This is a genomic window from Geobacter sp. FeAm09 (assembly GCF_008330225.1).
GTDB lineage: Bacteria > Desulfobacterota > Desulfuromonadia > Geobacterales > Pseudopelobacteraceae > Oryzomonas.
This window is the reverse complement of the sequence record NZ_CP042466.1, coordinates 2,875,522-2,893,612: the sequence shown is the minus strand read 5'-3', so window position 1 is coordinate 2,893,612 and position 18,091 is coordinate 2,875,522. Positions and strand designations below refer to the sequence as shown.

General features: G+C 61.3%; 17 protein-coding genes. 6 read left to right on the top strand and 11 right to left on the bottom strand.

Going from position 1 to position 18,091, the window contains the following annotated elements:
- Window positions 1-99: 99 nt before the first annotated feature.
- The 6 genes from FO488_RS13530 to FO488_RS13505 form a co-directional block, all read right to left on the bottom strand.
- Window positions 100-852 (bottom strand): response regulator, encoded by a 753-nt coding sequence (locus FO488_RS13530; RefSeq protein WP_149211044.1) that lies wholly within the window; start codon window positions 850-852, stop codon window positions 100-102.
- Window positions 849-2,231 carry a sensor histidine kinase gene (locus FO488_RS13525; protein WP_149211043.1) on the bottom strand — a complete coding sequence of 461 codons (1,383 nt, stop codon included), beginning with the start codon at window positions 2,229-2,231 and terminating at the stop codon, window positions 849-851. Before FO488_RS13525 ends, FO488_RS13530 begins: the two co-directional genes overlap by 4 nt.
- A gap of 45 nt (window positions 2,232-2,276) precedes the next feature.
- Window positions 2,277-2,690 (bottom strand): response regulator, encoded by a 414-nt coding sequence (locus FO488_RS13520; RefSeq protein ID WP_168206042.1) that lies wholly within the window; start codon window positions 2,688-2,690, stop codon window positions 2,277-2,279.
- A 73-nt stretch (window positions 2,691-2,763) separates the two neighbouring features.
- Window positions 2,764-4,413 carry a methyl-accepting chemotaxis protein gene (locus tag FO488_RS13515; RefSeq protein WP_149211041.1) on the bottom strand — a complete coding sequence of 550 codons (1,650 nt, stop codon included), beginning with the start codon at window positions 4,411-4,413 and terminating at the stop codon, window positions 2,764-2,766.
- A 166-nt stretch (window positions 4,414-4,579) separates the two neighbouring features.
- Window positions 4,580-6,211: a methyl-accepting chemotaxis protein gene (locus FO488_RS13510; protein WP_149211040.1), complete on the bottom strand. Its 1,632-nt coding sequence runs from the start codon at window positions 6,209-6,211 to the stop codon at window positions 4,580-4,582.
- 73 nt (window positions 6,212-6,284) lie between these two features.
- The gene (locus FO488_RS13505; protein WP_149211039.1) at window positions 6,285-6,785 is read right to left on the bottom strand and encodes a chemotaxis protein CheW; all 501 of its coding nucleotides are present in this window, start codon (window positions 6,783-6,785) and stop codon (window positions 6,285-6,287) included.
- A 446-nt stretch (window positions 6,786-7,231) separates the two neighbouring features.
- Here FO488_RS13505 and FO488_RS13500 point away from each other — a divergent pair, with 446 nt between their 5' ends.
- The 6 genes from FO488_RS13500 (at window position 7,232) to FO488_RS13475 (ending at window position 12,144) form a co-directional block, all read left to right on the top strand.
- A complete protein-coding gene (locus FO488_RS13500; protein ID WP_149211038.1) occupies window positions 7,232-9,313 on the top strand; it encodes a beta-propeller fold lactonase family protein in 2,082 nt (693 codons plus the stop codon).
- 187 nt (window positions 9,314-9,500) lie between these two features.
- Complete coding sequence (locus FO488_RS13495; RefSeq protein WP_149211037.1) at window positions 9,501-10,172, top strand: response regulator; 672 nt, start codon at window positions 9,501-9,503, stop codon at window positions 10,170-10,172.
- 49 nt (window positions 10,173-10,221) lie between these two features.
- The gene (locus FO488_RS13490; protein ID WP_168206041.1) at window positions 10,222-10,797 is read left to right on the top strand and encodes a CsgG/HfaB family protein; all 576 of its coding nucleotides are present in this window, start codon (window positions 10,222-10,224) and stop codon (window positions 10,795-10,797) included.
- A 79-nt stretch (window positions 10,798-10,876) separates the two neighbouring features.
- Window positions 10,877-11,266 carry a hypothetical protein gene (locus tag FO488_RS13485; protein WP_149211035.1) on the top strand — a complete coding sequence of 130 codons (390 nt, stop codon included), beginning with the start codon at window positions 10,877-10,879 and terminating at the stop codon, window positions 11,264-11,266.
- 39 nt (window positions 11,267-11,305) lie between these two features.
- Window positions 11,306-11,716, top strand: a complete 411-nt coding sequence (locus FO488_RS13480; RefSeq protein WP_168206040.1) for a PDZ domain-containing protein — start codon at window positions 11,306-11,308, stop codon at window positions 11,714-11,716.
- 35 nt (window positions 11,717-11,751) lie between these two features.
- Window positions 11,752-12,144 (top strand): hypothetical protein, encoded by a 393-nt coding sequence (locus FO488_RS13475; protein WP_149211033.1) that lies wholly within the window; start codon window positions 11,752-11,754, stop codon window positions 12,142-12,144.
- Window positions 12,145-12,269: 125 nt separating this feature from the next.
- Here FO488_RS13475 and FO488_RS13470 read toward each other — a convergent pair whose 3' ends face one another.
- The 5 genes from FO488_RS13470 to FO488_RS13450 form a co-directional block, all read right to left on the bottom strand.
- Window positions 12,270-13,634, bottom strand: a complete 1,365-nt coding sequence (locus FO488_RS13470) for a sigma-54 dependent transcriptional regulator (RefSeq protein ID WP_149211032.1) — start codon at window positions 13,632-13,634, stop codon at window positions 12,270-12,272.
- Window positions 13,635-13,761: 127 nt separating this feature from the next.
- Window positions 13,762-14,175: a response regulator gene (locus FO488_RS13465; RefSeq protein WP_149211031.1), complete on the bottom strand. Its 414-nt coding sequence runs from the start codon at window positions 14,173-14,175 to the stop codon at window positions 13,762-13,764.
- Window positions 14,176-14,219: 44 nt separating this feature from the next.
- Window positions 14,220-16,784 carry a response regulator gene (locus FO488_RS13460; RefSeq protein ID WP_149211030.1) on the bottom strand — a complete coding sequence of 855 codons (2,565 nt, stop codon included), beginning with the start codon at window positions 16,782-16,784 and terminating at the stop codon, window positions 14,220-14,222.
- Window positions 16,781-17,650, bottom strand: coding sequence for an HDOD domain-containing protein (locus FO488_RS13455; RefSeq protein WP_149211029.1), 870 nt, complete (start codon window positions 17,648-17,650; stop codon window positions 16,781-16,783). The genes FO488_RS13460 and FO488_RS13455 overlap by 4 nt, the downstream gene beginning before the upstream one ends.
- A complete protein-coding gene (locus FO488_RS13450; protein WP_149211028.1) occupies window positions 17,637-17,972 on the bottom strand; it encodes a hypothetical protein in 336 nt (111 codons plus the stop codon). Before FO488_RS13450 ends, FO488_RS13455 begins: the two co-directional genes overlap by 14 nt.
- Window positions 17,973-18,091 lie beyond the last annotated feature (119 nt).

The window sequence follows — 18,091 nt, the reverse complement described above, 5'->3', positions numbered from 1 at the left end:
TATTAAGAAAGCATTAATTACGGCGGGTTATGATTTGGCGGGAGAGGGGAAGTGTACCCGTGGGATACAATGTGTGTCCGCCGGGTACGATTGCGGGGGCTATCCGAGCACCGCCTGCAGCTTGGTGAGGCTGACCTCTTCGATGAGGCGCAGCAACACCTCCGCCTCGAAGGGTTTGTAAAGACAGGTATAGGCGCCGATCTGCATGCCCTGGACGATGGCGGCGGTCATTTCGCTCCCGTATCCGGTGACGAGCACCACCGGTTTCGCTTTATAGCGGGAGCGGATCTCCTTCAGCACATCCAGGCCGTTCGCCGTGCCGAGCTTGAGGTCCAGGACGACGATCAACTGATCGTCATGCTCCATGTGGCCAAGCACCTTGTCCGAGTCGAACTCCGTTTCCACCCGGTACCCGCTGGCCTGCAGGATGTCCCTGAGCGTTCTGGCAAAGAGCGGATCGTCGTCCACGATGAGGATGCTCTCTTCTTTCTTGATGAGCGAGAGGAACATGAGGATCGATTGCAGGTCGATGGGCTTGGAGAGAACCGCGTAGGCTCCCAGGCGTTTGGCTTCCTCGATCTGTTCTTCCGTGGCATTGGCGCTCATCATGACCACGGGCAGGTCCAGGTGTGCCGCCTGCATGCGTTTCAGCACCTCGATGCCGCTCATCCCGTGCATTTTGATGTCCATCAGCACGCAGTCAGGCTTCTCCCGCCCCATCAGCCCCAATGCCTCGTCACCGCCATAGGCTGCCAGCGTCCTGTGCCCCTTTATCTCCAGAATGTCGCAGAGGGTCTTGACCATGCGCCGGTCGTCGTCAACCACCAGGACGGTCACTGTTCCGTCGTTCATGGCTCCTCCGGTTCCTCGGCCGGCAATGTCACGGCAAAGGTGGTTCCGCGCCCCACGAGGCTCGCTACTTCTATGGTGCCGCCATTGGCTTCGCTCAGGTTCCGGCAGAGGGTCAACCCCAGCCCGATACCGCGCGCCTTGGTGGTGTAAAGCGGTTGAAAGAGTTTTGCCACCCTCTCCGGCGGGATGCCGTCACCGCTGTCGATGATGCTGATTTTCATGGTGGAGGAGGCGGGAAGCTTCAGTGCCAGGATTTCGATGGTTCCGCCGTCGGGCATCGCCTGGATGGCGTTGGTGATGAGGTTGTACAGCACCTGGCCGATCTGGAGCGGGTCAACCCTGAGAGCGGGCAGGGTGTCGGGAAGCGCGATCCGAAGCGAGATATTTTCCGGCACGGCGCATCTCTGGAGGGCCTCGTCCACCAGATGACGGACCGCTACCGCTTCAATCCGCGGTTTCCTGGTACGGGCGAAGTCAAGGAGATCGGTGATGATGCACAGGGAGGTGTCGATCTCCTTTTTGATGATCTCCAGGTATTCCTTGACGGTGTCGTCGGCCTCCGGCTGGACCGTCTTCAGAAAATACACGGCATTGTTCATGACGCCGAGCGGATTGCGCAGCTCATGCCCCACGCTGCCGGCAAGCTGTCCGAGGATCGCCAGCTTTTCCTTGCGTACCAGTTGCTCCTGGGCCTCCAGGAGGGCGTGGGTCATATCCTCGATGGAGCGTCTGAGGTTGTCCAGTTCGCCGTAGAAGCCGGCGGCGCCGATGGCGGCCTTTTCCGCCCCTCCGGCGCCGACCTTCAGGGCATAGCCTACGACGGCTTTCAGCGGATTGATGACCGCGCGCCTGAGCAGATGGAACAGGATCAGGACCATGCAGGTATTGAGCACGGCGATGCCGCACGCAAACCGTATGAGATAGCTGTGGAGCAGTTCCTTCATGAACCGGGGGGTGAGATAGAGGTGCACGGTGCCGATCTGCCGGTCGTGGATCGTGATGGGGGTTTGAACGGAGAGCAGCCCGTGCGGCGGGATGTCGCTCCCGGTCGGGATGACGCGCCACTGGGGATCCCGCGTCCGGCCCGCCACGACTTTACCCGGGCCGGGCTCCTTGACGATGATGCCCGCGACCTGCCGGTTCTGCATGGCGCTTTCGAGTATCTTCTCGGTCTGCTGCTGGTCGAAGTTCCACACGGGCAGGGCCAGGCTGCTCGAGAGCTGCCCGGAAACGATGGTGAGCTCCGCATGAAGCTCCTTGAGGCGTATGCTCCGCTCCTGCCAATAGCTGAAAAAGCCGAAGGCGGTTGACACGAAGATCGTAACCGCCACCAGGACGAAAATAACGATGCGAGCTATTGACGTATTCTGTCGTATCATTGGCTGTCGTACCGCTTCGGGGGGCCGTTTCGAACCAACGGACGTCTATCGCCGGGAGACGGCGTCATGCTGCTTTTTCTCCGGTTCCCGGGCCGCCTGCCGCTTTTCCATGGCTCGCCGCACCTGCAGCAGGAGCTGGTCGATCTCGCAGGGCTTGCCCAGGCAGGCGAAGGCGCCCCGGCTTGCCGCCTCCGCGGCCGAATCGAGGGGGGCGTTTCCGGTGAGGATGATGGCCTCGGTGGCGGGGGACTCCGTCTTGAGCCTGTCCAGCACCTCGAAGCCGGGCATGTCGGGCAGGCCGAGGTCGATGAGCGCCAGGCTGAAGCTGTTTTCGCGCAGCAGGGCGAGGCCCTCGGCAGCGTCCTTTGCCGCGATAACCTCGTACCCCTTGTAGTTCAGGATGTCGATCAACGTCTTCCGGATGTGGAAATCGTCGTCGATAACCAGAATGCGGTCCATAGTGGAATCCCTTTTCCGCGTGCGTACCCGTTCCCGCCATGCCCGGCGGGAACGGAGCTTCAGCCTGCGCGCCTCAGGCCAGTTTGAACTGGCCGACCAGCCGTTGCAGCTCTTCGGCCTGGCGGGCGAGGTCGGCCGCCGCCGTAGCCGTTTCGGTGGCGCCTTTGGCCGTCTGGTGGACCACATCGGTGATTTGGTGGATGTTGACCGTTATCTCGCCGGTGGTGGCAGTCTGCTCCTCGGCGGCCGTGGCGATCTGGTTGACCTGCATGGTCAGCTCGTTGACCTGATTGAGGATCCCCTGGAGCGCCTCGCCCGACTTCATGGAGGAGGCGGTCCCCTTCTCGACCTCGCTTACCCCCTCTTCCATGGCGTTTACCGCCCCCTTGGTTTCCGTCTGGATCGCCTTGATCATCTCGCCGATCTCGCGCGTGGCGCGGGTGGTTCGTTCGGCCAGCGCCCTGACTTCGTCCGCAACGACCGCAAAGCCGCGTCCCTGGTCGCCCGCCCTGGCGGCCTCGATGGCGGCATTCAGGGCCAGCAGGTTGGTCTGGTCGGCGATATCCTCGATGGTGCCGATGATCGCGCCGATCTGGTCCGAACGCGCCCCCAACTCCTCCACGGTCTTGGCCGCCTGCTTCACCCGCCCGGCGATGCGCTCCATGCCGGTGATGGTTTCCTGAACCACCGCTGCCCCGGAGCGTGCCGTGTCGCTGGCGAAACTCGAACTCTCCGCGGCGCTCAGGCAGTTGCGGGCAATGTCGCTGGAGGTGGCGGCCATCTCTTCGCTGGCCGTGGCTACGGTGCCGGTCTGGGAGGCAACCTCCTCGGCGCCGGTGGCGATCTGGTCCGAGGTGCTCTGGAGGTGGCCCGAGGACGACGCCACCCGTACGGCGGACTGCGCAACCTGGGTGATGATGCCCTGCAGCTTTGCGGACATGGTGTTGACCTCGGTGGACAAAAGCCCCATTTCATCACGCGAATCCACGTCCGAATGGGCGGTCAGGTCCCCCGCAGCCACCTTGGACATGGTGGTGAAGACCCTGCCCAAGGGGCCGGTGATGGAACGGGAGATGAACAGGCCGATGGTGAAGGATGCCGTCACCGCCAGAAAGATGATCACCATCATGAGCAGCACGTCGCGCCGGTAGATGGACTGGTCTGTCTCATAGCTGATTTGCGAGCTTTTGACCTGGGATTCCACCAGCAGGGAGATCGCTTCGGCCGGTTTGGCGTAGAGCGGGGCGAGATTCTGGAGTCCCCATTTGTTGGCCGCGTCTATCGCGTTCGGGTCCTGGCTTTCGATGGCGGCCGCGGTCGTTTCCCCCGACTTCTGTCCGGTGCTTGCATAGAGCTCGAACCCCTTTTTAAAGGTGTCCAGTTTCTCCTTCCCTTCCGGGGTCAGCGACGTGGCCTCAAGGGCCTTGATCTTTTCGCGGATGCTTGCCGTGGTCTTGCCGAAGTCGACAAGCCGTTCCCGTATCTTGGCCGGCTCCTTGGTGAGGCCGTTGGCCAAAAGCATGAGGCGCATCGTCAGAAAGCTGTTCTTCATTTCCCCCAGGATGGCAACCTGCCGCAGGTTTTCGTTGGACGCGCCCAGGTGTGTATTCAGCTTCTTCATGTCCAGCATTCCCACGCCGCCCACCACAAGCATGGCAAGGCAGCAGATACCGATCAACACCAGTTGCTTCGTCCGTACTTTCAGGTCAGCCCAGAAACTCATGGAACTTCCTCCCTCTCCGTTGGGGGTCTGTAGAATGAACGTCCTCAAGCATCATGACTTCGCGAAATGTGGACGCATTATACTATATTAATTCAAAAAGCAGCAGTAATTTCATTATCGGTCATTTATGAAAAAACTTTTGCCGCTCCCCCATCTGCAAGCCGGATCACGCTATCCTGAATCTGCTTACCAGGCTCTGGAGCTGTTGGGCCTGTTCGGAAAGCTGGCCGGCGGCCAATGCCGTTTCCTCCGCACCCCGGGCCGTTTGATGGACCACCTCGGTTATCTGCTGAATGTTCGACGTTATTTCTCCGGTTGTGGCGGTCTGCTCTTCGGCGGCCGTGGCGATCTGGTTGATCTGCATGGTCACATCGTTGATCCGGCTCAGGATTTCGTCCAGGGCCTCGCCCGATTTCTGCGAAGAGGTGGCCCCCTTCTCCACCTCGCGGACGCCTTCCTCCATGGCCTTTACCGCCTCCCTGGTCTCGGCCTGGATGGCCTTGATCATTTCCCCGATCTCCCTGGTGGCGCGGGTCGTCCGCTCGGCCAGGGCGCGCACCTCGTCGGCGACGACCGCGAAGCCGCGTCCCTGCTCTCCGGCGCGGGCCGCCTCGATGGCGGCGTTCAGGGCCAGAAGATTGGTCTGGTCGGCAATGTCCTCGATGGTGCCGATGATGGCGCCGATCTGCTCGGAGCGTGTGCCGAGGGCGCCGATGGTGTCGGCGGTCTGCTTCACCCGCTCGGCGATCTTGCCCATGCCGACGATCGTCTCGTGAACCACGGTCGTGCCGCTGGTTGCCGATTCGCTGGTCCGTTTGGAGCTCTCTGCGGCCATGGTGCAGTTGCGGGCGATGTCGCCGCTGGTGGCGGCCATCTCTTCGCTGGCGGTGGCCACGGTGCTGGTCTGGGAGGCCACTTCCTCGGCGCCGGTGGAGATCTGCTCCGAGGTGGAGTGGAGCTGATTGGAGGCCGAGGCTATTCCCGACGAGATCTCAGCCGTTTTGGAGATCATGTCGCGCAGGTTCCGGACCATGTCCTTCATGGCCAGCAGCAGTTGGCCGGTCTCATCCTTGGAGTTCGTCTCGACTTCCACCGTCAAATCCCCCCTGGCCAGGCTGTTGGCCACGGAGACCGCCTCTATGAGGGCTCTGGTGATGATGCGGCTGAGAAACAGCGCCAGGAGTATCCCGGCCAGTATGGCTGCGGCAATCGCCACGACGATATAGATCCGGGCGCTGTTGTAGGTGGCGATGGACTTCTGGTAGGAGTCGTCGCCCCCCTTGCTGTTTATGGCGATGCCCTTGTCAACCAGCGCTATGGTGCCGTTGAAGAACTTCGTGGAGTCGCCCCGCATGACGGCAAGGGCTTCGGCGGTTTTGTTCTGCCGCGACAGGGCGAGCTGCTTCTCGTGCTCCACCAGGTAGGCTGCCCAATTCTTTTTTATCTCTTCATAGAGCGCCTTTTCCTCCGGTGACGAGACGAGCTTCTCGTACGCCTGGAGGTCAGTTTTCAAATCGTCGAAGACGACCGCCATCTTTTTCTCCCACGAATCCATATCGGCTTTCTCCGTGGAGAGGAGATGCTGGAATTCCCTGCGGCGGAGCAGGTTCATGTCGTTGCTGACCTTTCCCAGCACTTTGATGCTCGGCATCCAGTTGGTGGCGAGGTCCACCGTCGAGTTGTTCACCTGGGACAGTTGACGGATGGAGAAGATCCCCAGAAGGAGCGTCAGCAGGATCACCACCGATACCACTGCCAACATCTTGGCGCCAATCTTCATGTCTCGTATCCATGCCATGGTCGTTCTCCTTTTTGTCTGGTGAGGCGTGACCGGGAGTGATGGTGCCCTTCTGATGGTGCGGCCGGTGTCTTCAGGCCAACCCCTCGAACTGGGCCTTTTCCTCGTCGCTGAACAGGCGGTTGAGGTCAAGTACGATCAACAGCCGCTCCGTGCGGTTGAGTACGCCGGTAATGCACTCCTGGGCCAGGTTGCCCTGGGTGATGGCCGGGGGAGGCTGGATGTCGGAGGAGGAAATGCGGATGACCTCGGCCACGGCATCGACCACGAAACCGGTCAGGCTCCCCCCGGCCTCCATGACCAGTATGCGGCTCTGGCGGTCGTTTTCCCGTTCGTCCAGGCCGAAGCGGCGGCGCAGGGAGATGATCGGCACCACCGTGCCGCGCAGGTTGATGATGCCGTCCACGTAATCCGGGGTGTTGGGCATCTTGGTGATGCCGGGCATGCGGATGATCTCACGGACGGCAAGCACGTCCACCCCGTACTCCTCACCTCCTAGTTCGAAGCTGACGAGTTGGATGATCTCGTGGGCCATCTGGCCCACTTCGGTTTTGGCGACAGGCAGGTTGCTCATGGGAAATCTCCTTTTGGGTGGTATGGCGGTCAGTGGCAACGGTTGAATCTGGTGTGTCGAACGATGTGGTGCACCACTCTTTTTGGGAAAATGTGGACCTAAAATGTGATTTTGTTAATGCAAACACAGTATACACATCAAATTGCCCCGTGACAAGGGCGGGCATGCGCCTTTCCCGTGCGCGGATGATGCCGCCGGCAACGAAACAATTTGCTGTGCTTTGCCACATTTGCTCAATTGTAACATATTTAAATCACATTCCTGCTCTAGGTTGCCATCGCAGGTTCAGGTGCATCCGGTTTATCGGGTTGGAAGATTCCGGCGCTCGAAAGAGCGTGCACAGTAACCGTATACCGGTGTTTTTTCCCCAAAGGCAGCACAATCCCATGCAACGGCACAGATCTGTTTTTTAGATAAAAATACTATCCAAAGAGGGCGGTACGGCTATGATCCGGGATGTAATGAAAACGGCGGTCTTGATTCTTGTTCTATTGGCATCGGCTTCGTGCGGCAGCGGCGAAAACAGCGGTACAAGCACCACCTCCACCTATCCCCGCTTCGCCTACGCCGCCAACTACAATGACGGAACGGTTTCCATCTACAGCGTTAATGCCTCGACCGGCCAACTGCGCCATAGCGGCTATGTGGCCGCCGGGACGAACCCCCGTTCCGTGACCGTTACCCCATCCGGCAAATTCGCCTACGCCGCAAATTACGGTTCCAATAACATTTCGGTCTATACCGTCACCCAGGCCACCGGGGCCCTGACCGCCGGAACCGCCGTGGCCACGGGCACGGCCCCCTCGTCCGTCACCGTCGACCCCACGGGCAAATTCGCCTATGCGGTCAATAGCGGCGACAAGACCATCTCGGTCTATACCATCAATCAGACTACGGGTGCCCTGACCGCCGGAACCGCCGTGGCTACCGGCACGACCCCCAGCTCGGTGACCATCGCTCCCTCCGGCGGCTTTGCCTATGTGGCCAACAGCGGCGACAACACCATCTCGGTCTATACCGTCAATCAGAGCACGGGAGCCCTGAGCGGGAAGACCGACATTGCCGCCGGCACGACCCCCGTATCCGTGACCATAGCTCCCTCCGGCAAATTTGCCTATGCCGCCAATAGTGGTTCCAATACTATTTCGGTCTACACCGTCAACCAGACCACCGGGGTCTTGACCAAAGGGACGGCGGCCCTCACCGAGGTGACCCCCATGGCCGTGACCGTAGATTCTGCGAGTAGATTCGCCTATGTGGCCAACTATGATTCCAACACCATTTCGGTTTACACCATCAACCAGAGCACGGGGGCATTGACCGAGGGAACGTCGGTGGCCGCGGGGACGAACCCGGCTTCCGTCATGGTCGATCCTTCGGGCAAGTTCGCCTATGCGACGAGCTTCAATTCCTATGCCATCCCGGTCTATGCCATCGACCAGACCACCGGCGCCTTAAGCGCCGCGGGAACGGTTTCCGCCGGCAGCGGTCCCGTGCACATGGCCATGACATCGGGAACCTCCGCCGTCACCTACGTGCCGAAATTCGCCTATGCGGCAAATTATGCTTCGGACAGCATCTCGGTCTACGGCATCAGCCAGAGCAGCGGGGCCTTGACCGCCGGGACGGCGGTTGCCGCCGGGACCGGCCCCTACGGCATTGCCGTCGATCCTTCCGGGAAACACGCCTACGTGGCAAACCGCTCGTCCGATAATGTCTCGGTGTATACCATCGACCAGACCACGGGAGCCTTGACCGCCGGGACGGCGGTTGCTGCCGGCAGCGAGCCGCGCTCCGTTGCCGTGGAGCCCTCTGGAAGGTTCGCCTACGTGGCGAACTACGGTTCCAGCACCATTTCGGCCTACGCCATCGACCAGACCAGCGGCGCCTTGACCGCGGTGACCACGGTAACGACGGGAACCGGCACCAACCCCGTCTCGGTTGCCGTTGACCCCTCGGGAAGGTTTCTTTATGCCGCGAACTACACCACGTTCACGATCGCTGCCTTTGTCATCGACCAGACCAGCGGGGCCTTGACCAGCGTCGGGGGGACGGCAGCGGCAGCCGGCACCAACCCCGTCTCCGTGAGCACCGATCCCACGGGACGGTTCGTCTATGTGGCCAATAGCGGCTCCAACACCATCTCGGTATTCTCCATCACACAATCCACCGGGGCGCTGGTCAAGGTGACGGATGTGGCTGCGGGCACGAGCCCTTATGCGGTTTCCGTCGATCCCACGGGGAAATACGCCTATGCGGCGAACTCCGGCTCCGGCACCGTATCCGTCTATACCATCGGCCAGTCCACCGGGACGCTGACAGCCGGTACGGCCGCGACTTCCGGCAAGCAGCCCCGCTCGTTGGCCATCGACCCCTCGGGTAAATACGCCTACGCGGCAAACTACTATGACAACTCCATCTCCCTGTACACCGTCAGCCAGACGACCGGGGCGCTGACAGCGGCTGCGGCGACGGTGGCCACAGCATCGGCCCCCCTGTCCCTCGTCGTATGCGGTACGCTTGAGTGACGTCATGCAACCCGCCGCTGCGCGACAGTGTCAAAAAGGTCAGAAAAGAAGGAAACGTCAACACAATGTGTCAGAAATAGGAAAAGACATGCAGGTATCGATACTGGCGAGCCGACTTGTGATAATAGTGTGCACGGCAAGTGGCCTTATTGTTTTATTACGTACTCCATGAAGCGGGGAATTGGCTATGGCGAAAAAGATACTTATTGTTGAAGATGAGCTGAAGCTTGTCGATGTATTGAAAGATTATCTCTACCTTGCCGGATTTGAAGCGTCCAGTTTGTTCAATGGTACTGAAGTTACGCCGTGGGTGAAGGAACATGGTCCGAGCCTTATACTTCTCGACCTGATGCTGCCAGGGCGGGATGGAATAGATATCTGCAAAGAGATCAGGACCTTCTCGAATGTGCCGATCATCATGATGACCGCGCGCATCGATGAGGTCGATCGCCTGCTCGGGCTTGAACTGGGCGCCGACGACTACATCTGCAAACCGTTCAGTCCCCGGGAGGTCGTCGCCCGGGTCAAGGCTGTCCTGCGCCGCATGGGCGACGAACAGACCACGCAAGCCGCCGGGCTTATGCTCGACGAATCACGGTATCGGGCCACGCTTGCCGAACACGAGCTCGATCTCACCGCCGTGGAATTCAAGCTGCTGCAGTTTCTGGCGGCAAAGCCGGGGCGTATCTACAGCCGGCAGCAACTGATGGAACAGATCTATATCGATCGCCGTGTTGTCAGCAGCCGAACCATCGACAGCCACATCAAAAAGCTGCGCAAGAAGATTGCCGATGCCAACCCGGACACGGAGTTCATTCATTCCGTGTATGGCGCGGGCTACAAATTCGAGGCCGCATGATTTTTTTCTCCTCGGCACTTACCATAGAAACGTTACGGAGACAGCATCAATGAAACGAATCATTCTCCACCTTATTCTCTGCATACCGCTGGCCGGCTGTTCCCTGTTCAGAAGCCCCCCTGACTCGAAGACGGTGGCGCTCATGCCTTTCTTTTCCACCTCCAGCACCAAAAGCATCGGCCAGGAGGCTGCCGACCGCGTGGCATTGGAGATGGTGGCCAAGGGGTATGTCGTGATCGATCGAAGCACTGCCACCGCCTTGGTGAACGAGACGAAATTCTACGGCTCGGGCTTGAGTGACGACATGCGCAACACCTTGCAGTCCCACAATATCGCTGCCGTGGTTTTCGGCAGCGTCAATGACTTCAGTTGCGAAACGATCCGGTCCCCCTCGCTGGTTGCCAGCCTGGCCAGCAATATGGACAAGAAAAACCGCTGTACCGTTTCCCTGACCGCCAAGATCGCCGACACCGCAACCGGCAGACTGCTGTGGGGGGTGACCATCAACGATACATCGGAGGGCGTGAATCTTACCGCCATGGAACTCATGAAATCTTTGATCCGCAAGGCCGATATCAAGGAAGCACTTCCCGAATCACTGGCCGCACAAACGAAATCCGAGTGAATTTCGGACACCTTGATCCCCGTCGGCGCAGCGAGGCGGCACCTCGGCCCGGCGAGATGAGCGATTATGTGGTAGGGCCATGCAAAAAATATATCTGAAAGACTGCCTGCCGGATTTCGTGGGCGAACTGGAACGCCTGCTTCTTGCGGAAGACAGGCCCGAGTTTGCCTGTCAAGTGAAGAATATGCCGGTGGATATGGATCGATGTGTCATCAGCGAGGAGTTTTGCGCCATGCTCTGTACCGGGCTGCAGCCTTCACGAGGGTGGGGGGCGGGGCAGACCACGATTGTCCTCGCTCCCAAACAGGGCAATATCCTGGTTGACGTGGTCGATGGCGAGATCATCGCCGTCGAGGTGTTCTGCCGCAAGGATGTTCACGAAAAATTGCTGCAGATGCAGTATATGGCTGCGCGAGCGGCGGATGGCCCTGAAAGCGCATCGCGCGGGGATGCCTCGTTGGCGGGGTGATGCCGGGAAGCCATGGCAACGGATAGACGGGAGACGACGATGAGGCCGGACAGAGGTACAAGGACGATGCAGGAGAAATCTCCCGCCATGCTGGATTTTCTCGGGATGATTGTGACCGCGGTCGGCCGTGCCTCTGCCATCCGAAGCGGCATGGACATGGCGGATGGGCTTATCGTCATGGTCGTCGGCTGGGGCGGGACGGCGGCCACCGCGGGTATTGAGACCGGCGACATCATCGCCGGCATGGACGGGAAGCCGACCAGGACGCTCAGGGATATCGAGGAGTGTCTGGCCGCACACCAGCCTCGGGCCCCGATCACGTTCCTGCTCAGGCGCGCGGGCGAGTGGCGCTATCTGACCATCCCCTTCGAGGAAAACTTCAGCGGCGGGGTCCACAGGATACAATCCGGCTCTTGCTCCATCAGTCAGATCAAAAGCCTGGAACTATGAACCGGGAGCCGGTTACACCATGCACAGGAGGCTCGATGAAAGCACCTAAAACCCGTAAAATCGTTTCGATGATCGTTATCTCTTCCCTGTTGTTGGGGGCCATTCCGGCTTCCGCCGTTGATCAGGCCCTCCAGGAAACATTCCAGGATGCCCTGTACGGCGTCATGATCGGTACGTTAGTCGGTGGGGCCACCGTCGCTTTCACCAAAAAACCGGCGAAACACCTCGTCAATTTTGGGATAGGCGCGGGCTGCGGCGCCATTGGCGGCACAATCTTCGGCCTGGCCAAGGCGGTAAAGACGCTGGCGGAAGTCGAAGACGGCAAAGTCAAATTTGCCATGCCCACCATCGTTCCCGAGTTTGTGGACTCGCCCGCGGCCTCCAACAAGCTTGCCCTGTCGGTCGGCCTTCTCCGTATTACCTACTGAAATCCTTTCGTGGCATTCCCCCTCCCGATTCCCGCCGCCGGCTCCGTGACGGCCGGTACGCGGTGGGGCGGCCTGCGTCCTTGGCCTTGCCCGGGAAGCTGTCCGGCGGGGCGCGGCGCAGCGGGTCAGGGGCGATAGAACGCCTTGCGGCCGATCTTGAGCATCTGGGAGGCTTTTGATTTATTGCCGTTGCACCGTTCCAGGGTAATGGCGAGAATGCGTTTCGTCAGCGTATCGAGGGAGAGGAGTTCGCCCGGCACCGTCAGCGTATAGGTGATGCTGTCCCCGGCGGCACCGTGAGCGGCATCGTCGGAACCTGCCGGGCTGATCCCCAGATGGGCAGGCCGGATCAACTCCCCTTCCGTGAGGATGGCCGCGCGTTCCAGACAGTTGCGCAGTTCACGGACATTGCCCGGCCAGTGGTAGTTGAGCATGACGTCCATGGCCTTTTGGGAGATGCCGGGTAGCGCCTTGCCCAGATGCTGGCGCAAATGGTCGAGCATATGCTCGCAGAGCAGGGGAATGTCATCCGTGCGGTCCCGCAGGGGGGGGATGGTGAGGGGAAAGACGTTGATCCGGTGGTAGAGATCCTCCCGGAATCGCCCGGCGGCGACCCATTCGGCCAGATTGCGGTTGGTGGCCACGATGACCCGGCAGTCGGCGGGTAGCGGGGCGTTGCTCCCGATCTTTTCGAACACGCGCTCCTGGAGAACCCGGAGCAGCTTGGCCTGAAGCGGCAGGGGCATGTCGCCGATCTCGTCGAGCAGGATGGTGCCCCCCCGGGCCAGGCTGAACTTGCCCTCCCGGTCACGATCGGCGCCGGTGAAGGCGCCCCGCACATGGCCGAAGAGTTCGCTTTCCAGCAGGTGTTCGGGAATGGCGGCGCAGTTCACCGCGACGAAACCGTTGGGCAGCCCGTTACCGGCAAAGTGGATGGCCCGCGCCAGGACCTCCTTGCCGGAACCGCTTTCCCCATAGATGGCTATGGTCGTCTGGCGTGCCGAGGCGACCTTGGCGGCCAACCGCAACAGCTCTTTCATCGCCGGGTTCACGGTTACGATGCTTTGAAAGGTGAACCGCTCTCCCAAAAGCCCTTTGATCTGCTCGTTTTCCCGGACAACGTGGTGGTAATTGAGGGCATGTTGGAGCGTGATGTGCAAGATGGCGGGATTGATCGGTTTTTCCAGGTAGTCGTACGCCCCGCGCCGCATGGCCTCCACCGCGCTCTCCACACTGCCGTTTGCCGTCACCACGACGACCGGTATTCCTTCGTGCCGCTTCCTCACCTGTTCGATGAGTTCCAGGCCGTCCATCTCATGCATGACCAGATCGGAGATGACCAGATCGATCTGCCGTTGTTCCATAATGTCCAGGGCTTCCGCGCCGCTGAATGCGGCTACGGGGGTGAAACCCGCATCGCCGAGCTGGGCCTCCAGCATGCGGACACTCAGTTCATCATCGTCAACAACGAGGATTGTCGGAACAGTCATAGGTTGCACGCCCGAAGAATTAAAGTGATGGTATCGCCATAGTCCGGTTTCATACCACAAAACGGCCCGATTGCAAGGCAAGGGCGCGCCTGCGCCGGCAATTCGCCACGCCGGCGTGCCGGATTCCCTAACCGGCGATCCGCAGCCCCAACTGGCTGATCGTCTTGCGGACCTTCTCCGGCTCCACCGGCTTGACCAAGTAGGCGGACGACTGCACCGTCAGCATGGACTGCATGACGTCCTGGGGGGTGTTGAGGGCGGTCAGCATGACGATTTTGACCTGCTTGTCCACCGGCAGGGCCAGCTGCTTCTCCAGTTTCCTCATTTCTTTGCCGGCAGAGATCCCGTCCATATCCGGCATGACGATATCCAGCAGGATCAGCTCATAGGGGACGCCCTCCGTCAGGGCTGCCTGGAATTTTTCCACCGCATCCCGGCCGCCGGCGGCGGTGTCGACGACGGGAACGTTCTGCAGGTACTGGGCAACGATCTCGCGGCCCAACTCGTCGTCATCCACGACGAGGCATTTCTTGAGTTCCATGTGATTCCTCCTTTGGGGACTTCCGATCGCGGGATGTCGGCCGGTTATGGGCCTTCCTCGATCAGATGCACAAAAGCATTGTATTCGTCGTCGAGGCGGGGGAGCAGATTCTGTGCCTCCGCCAGCCTCTCTTCCCGGGCGGCCTCCTCGATGCGCCGGGCGATGTCCTGGACCCGCGGCGCCCCGATATTGCCGGCGGCCCCTTTGATGGTGTGGGCGCTGACCCGCATCCCTTCCCTGTCATGGCGTTCCGCGGCGGCGAGAAGATTCGCCAGGTTGGCGTCCATACCCTTGCGGAACAATGCCACAAACTTGCCGATCAGCTCGATCTTGCCCCCCAGGCGGGAAAGCAGCCCCCCCCGGTCGAATACCGGCAGGTCCGGCTCTGCGGCATTCCGGGAGGCGGCTGCCCCTGAATCGGGCTCCTGGGGAGGCAAGGGGAGGCCGCATTGCCGGTGCAGGGCCACTTCCAGTTCACTCGCCTTGAACGGTTTGGAAAGATAGCCGTCCATACCCGCGGCCAGGCACTTGTCCCGGTCTTCCTGGCCGGCATAGGCCGTCAGGGCGAGAATGGGACACTTTCGGCCGGCAGCCATCTCCAACACCCGGATCTCCCGTGTGGCCTGCAACCCGTCCTTGACCGGCATCTGGACATCCATGAGGATGGCATCGAAATGCCCCGCGGCATACGCCGCAACGGCCTCCTGGCCATTGGTCGCCAGGGTGACCCGGTGCCCCTGTTTTTCGAGGACGGCCATGGCCAGCATCCGGTTGACCTCCACATCGTCGGCCACCAGAATGTCGAGACGGGCCCGCTCCTCCTGCAGGGTGTGCCGGGTTACCGGCATCTGCTGCCCCGTGCCCCGGCCGGTCAGGACCTCCAGGATGACGTCCCGCAGCTCGTCATGCACCCACGGTTTGGCGAGATAGCCGCCGACCCCCAGTTGGCGGCACTGTTCGGCGTCGCCGCGGATTCCGGCGCTGGTCATGACGATCATCAACAGGCCGTCGCGCCCGGCGTCCCGAAGCCGTTCCACCTGGCCCCAGCAGTCGGCGCCCAGGGTCTGCAGATCGACCAGCGCCAGCAGGGGCGGCTTGGTGTCGTCAGCCAGGCGGCGGACGAGCTCCAGCGCCTCTTCCCCATGGGCCGCGCAGAACGGCCGCATGCCCCATGCCGTCAGGTATTCGGCCAAGGTGCGCCGGTTCAGTTCAATCTGCTCCACCACCACGACCCGCCGGCCCGCCATTTCGGCCGGCTCGGGGCGGGGAGGGACGTGCTGCTGCACCGGCATGCGGATGGTGAAATGAAAGGTGCTCCCCTGTCCCGGCGTGCTGTCAACCCATATTCTGCCCCCCATCAGCTCCACGATCCGCCGGGAGATGGTCAGGCCGAGCCCGGTGCCGCCGAAACGTTTGGTCGTGGACGAGTCGGCCTGCTCGAACATGTTGAAGATCCGGCCGCAGGCTTCCGGGGTGATCCCGATCCCCCGGTCCGAAACCGAGAACTGGAGCGACACCTGATCGCCGTCGTCTGCCAGGAGGATGGCATGCACGGCGATTTCTCCGCGATCGGAGAATTTTATGGCGTTGCCCACGAGATTGACCAGCACCTGCCGCAGTTTTCCCGCATCGCCCAAAAGCGCGTCGGGCACGTTCGTTTCCGGGACGCAGAGCAGTTCCAGGTTTTTGTCGGCCGCCTTGGGCGCCAGGGAGCGCAGCACCTGCCCCATGACCGTACGCAGCAGGAACGGGGAGTGGTCGAGCACGATCCTGCCCGCCTCGATCTTGGAAAAATCGAGAATATCGTTGATGATGACCATCAGGCTGTCGGCCGAGTCCATGATGGCGCGGTGGAATTGCCGTTCCTGGCCGGGGGCGAGTCCGCCCGCCAGCAGGAGGTCGGTCATCCCCATGATGCCGTTCATGGGGGTTCTGATCTCGTGGCTCATGTTGGCAAGAAAGGCGCTTTTGGCGCGGCTGGCCTCTTCGGCCTGTTCGCGGGCGATGGCCAGGTCGTGGGTCCGTTCCAGGACCTTCTCCTCCAGGGTGACCATATTTTCATGCAGCTTGGCGTTGAGGGTGGTGCTCTCCAGGGCGTGGGCGCAGGTGTACAGGATGATGGAGATGGCGTTGAGGGCCGCCGCATCCACCGCGGTGGAATCTCCGGGCAGGATGGCCGCGAACATCCCCAGGATGCGGGAGCGGGTGGCAATGCTGTGCAGGAGCAGGGTCCGGTTGCCGGCAAGGGGCACCAGAATGGCCTGGTTGCGGTTCAGGGCCCAGGCAAAGGTTCCGTCCATGATCTTGGCGTCGATCTCGGCCTGGATCTCGTCCCGGGCCTCCCCGGGCTCCCAGGAGGCCAACTCGAAACTGCCGTCCTCCATCGCCTCGAGGCAGCCCATGGTGCGGCATGCCAGAATCCTGCAAATCTGGGCCTGGGTGGCCCGGAAGATGTCGGAAAAATCCTTGGCGCGGTTGAGGTCGCCGTGGAAATCCAGGCTCGACGCCAGCAGGTCGAGAATCGACATGTAGCGCCGGTTGGCCTCTTCCAGAAACTGGACCCGCTCCTGGAGGAATTCGTGGGAAAGGGGGGCGTTTTTGCTCGTCATTGCCCCTCCATGAGGATGTCGAAGGTCTCCTCGATCTGCGGTTCCGACTGTTTGAGGATCGTCGCCAGGATGCTGACCGGCATGCCGAGGCGCTCCCAGGCCGCCGGGTCCAGGGGGGAGACGCACCATTCGCCGCTGGCGCCGAACTCGAAGGACTGGCAGATGATCTCCGCCAGGTGGATGATGGCCGATTCCAGGGGGAATTGGGCCGCGGCGCGGGGGGTGTGGTGGCAGGCCACCGGCTCGAAGATATTGGCTGGCAGTTTCCAGGCCTGCAGCAGCGCCCCGCCCAGGTCGGCGTGGTCGAATCCCAGCCGGTCCCGCTCGGTATGGTGGTAATGCTCCCGGCGCGAGCGGCTGAGCGCCAGCAGTTCGCCGGCCGTGTCCGGTATGGCGGCGCACATGATCAACTGCCCCACGTCGTGGAGGATGCCGGCCACGAAGAAACGTTCCACGTTGCTTTCGCGCAGGCAGGCCGCCAGATTGCGGGCGACGATGCCGCAGGCGATGCTGTGGCGCCAGAAAAAGGCCATGTTCATCAGTTCTTCGGGGATGCCTTTGAACACGCCCATGGCCGAGGCGGCAAACGCCAGGTCGCGCAACTGCTGGGTACCGATGATGGTCACGGCCTTGGTGATGGAATCGACCCGGGAGTAATAGCCGAACATCGGGCTGTTGGCCAGCTTGAGGATGCGGGCGGTGAGGCCCTGGTCCTCGATGATGATCTTGGCGATATCGGCGATGGAGCTGCGGGGGTGGTTGATGGCTTCGTTGAAGCGCTCGTAGAAATAGGGGAGGGAGTAGATCGTCCGCGTCTGCTCCACAAGCTGCTCCAGGGTGATGGGGGGGCGTTCAGCAAAGCTCATGGGCAGCCTTTCGCAACGCGGCGAGGCGGAGCAGTTCGCGCATGACCGGATGCTGGACATCGCTGTTGCAGAACAGCGGTCCGAGTGCCGCCATGGCGGCGTCCACTTGCTCATGGGTGATCTCGGCGGGGAGGTGGCCGTTGGGGTCACCCTCCTCCAGGCCGACGATGTTGACCTCCATCACCCCCCAGGTGCGCAACACCATAAGGTGTTTCTGGCTCAACTCCACGCCCGCGCCCAAGAGCAACCTGCCGGTGCGGTCGTGAACGTCGCTTGCCAGGGTCATGCCCACTTCAAGGTTGTCGATCTGGGTCAGTCCCACACGTCACCTGGGTGCCGGGAAAACCGGCAAAACCGCACGCTGCCCCGCCTGCGGGGCTCGATAATGCGCGCAGCTGTAAAATTTGTATCCGCTCATATATAGCATTCTGTTCCGGGTAA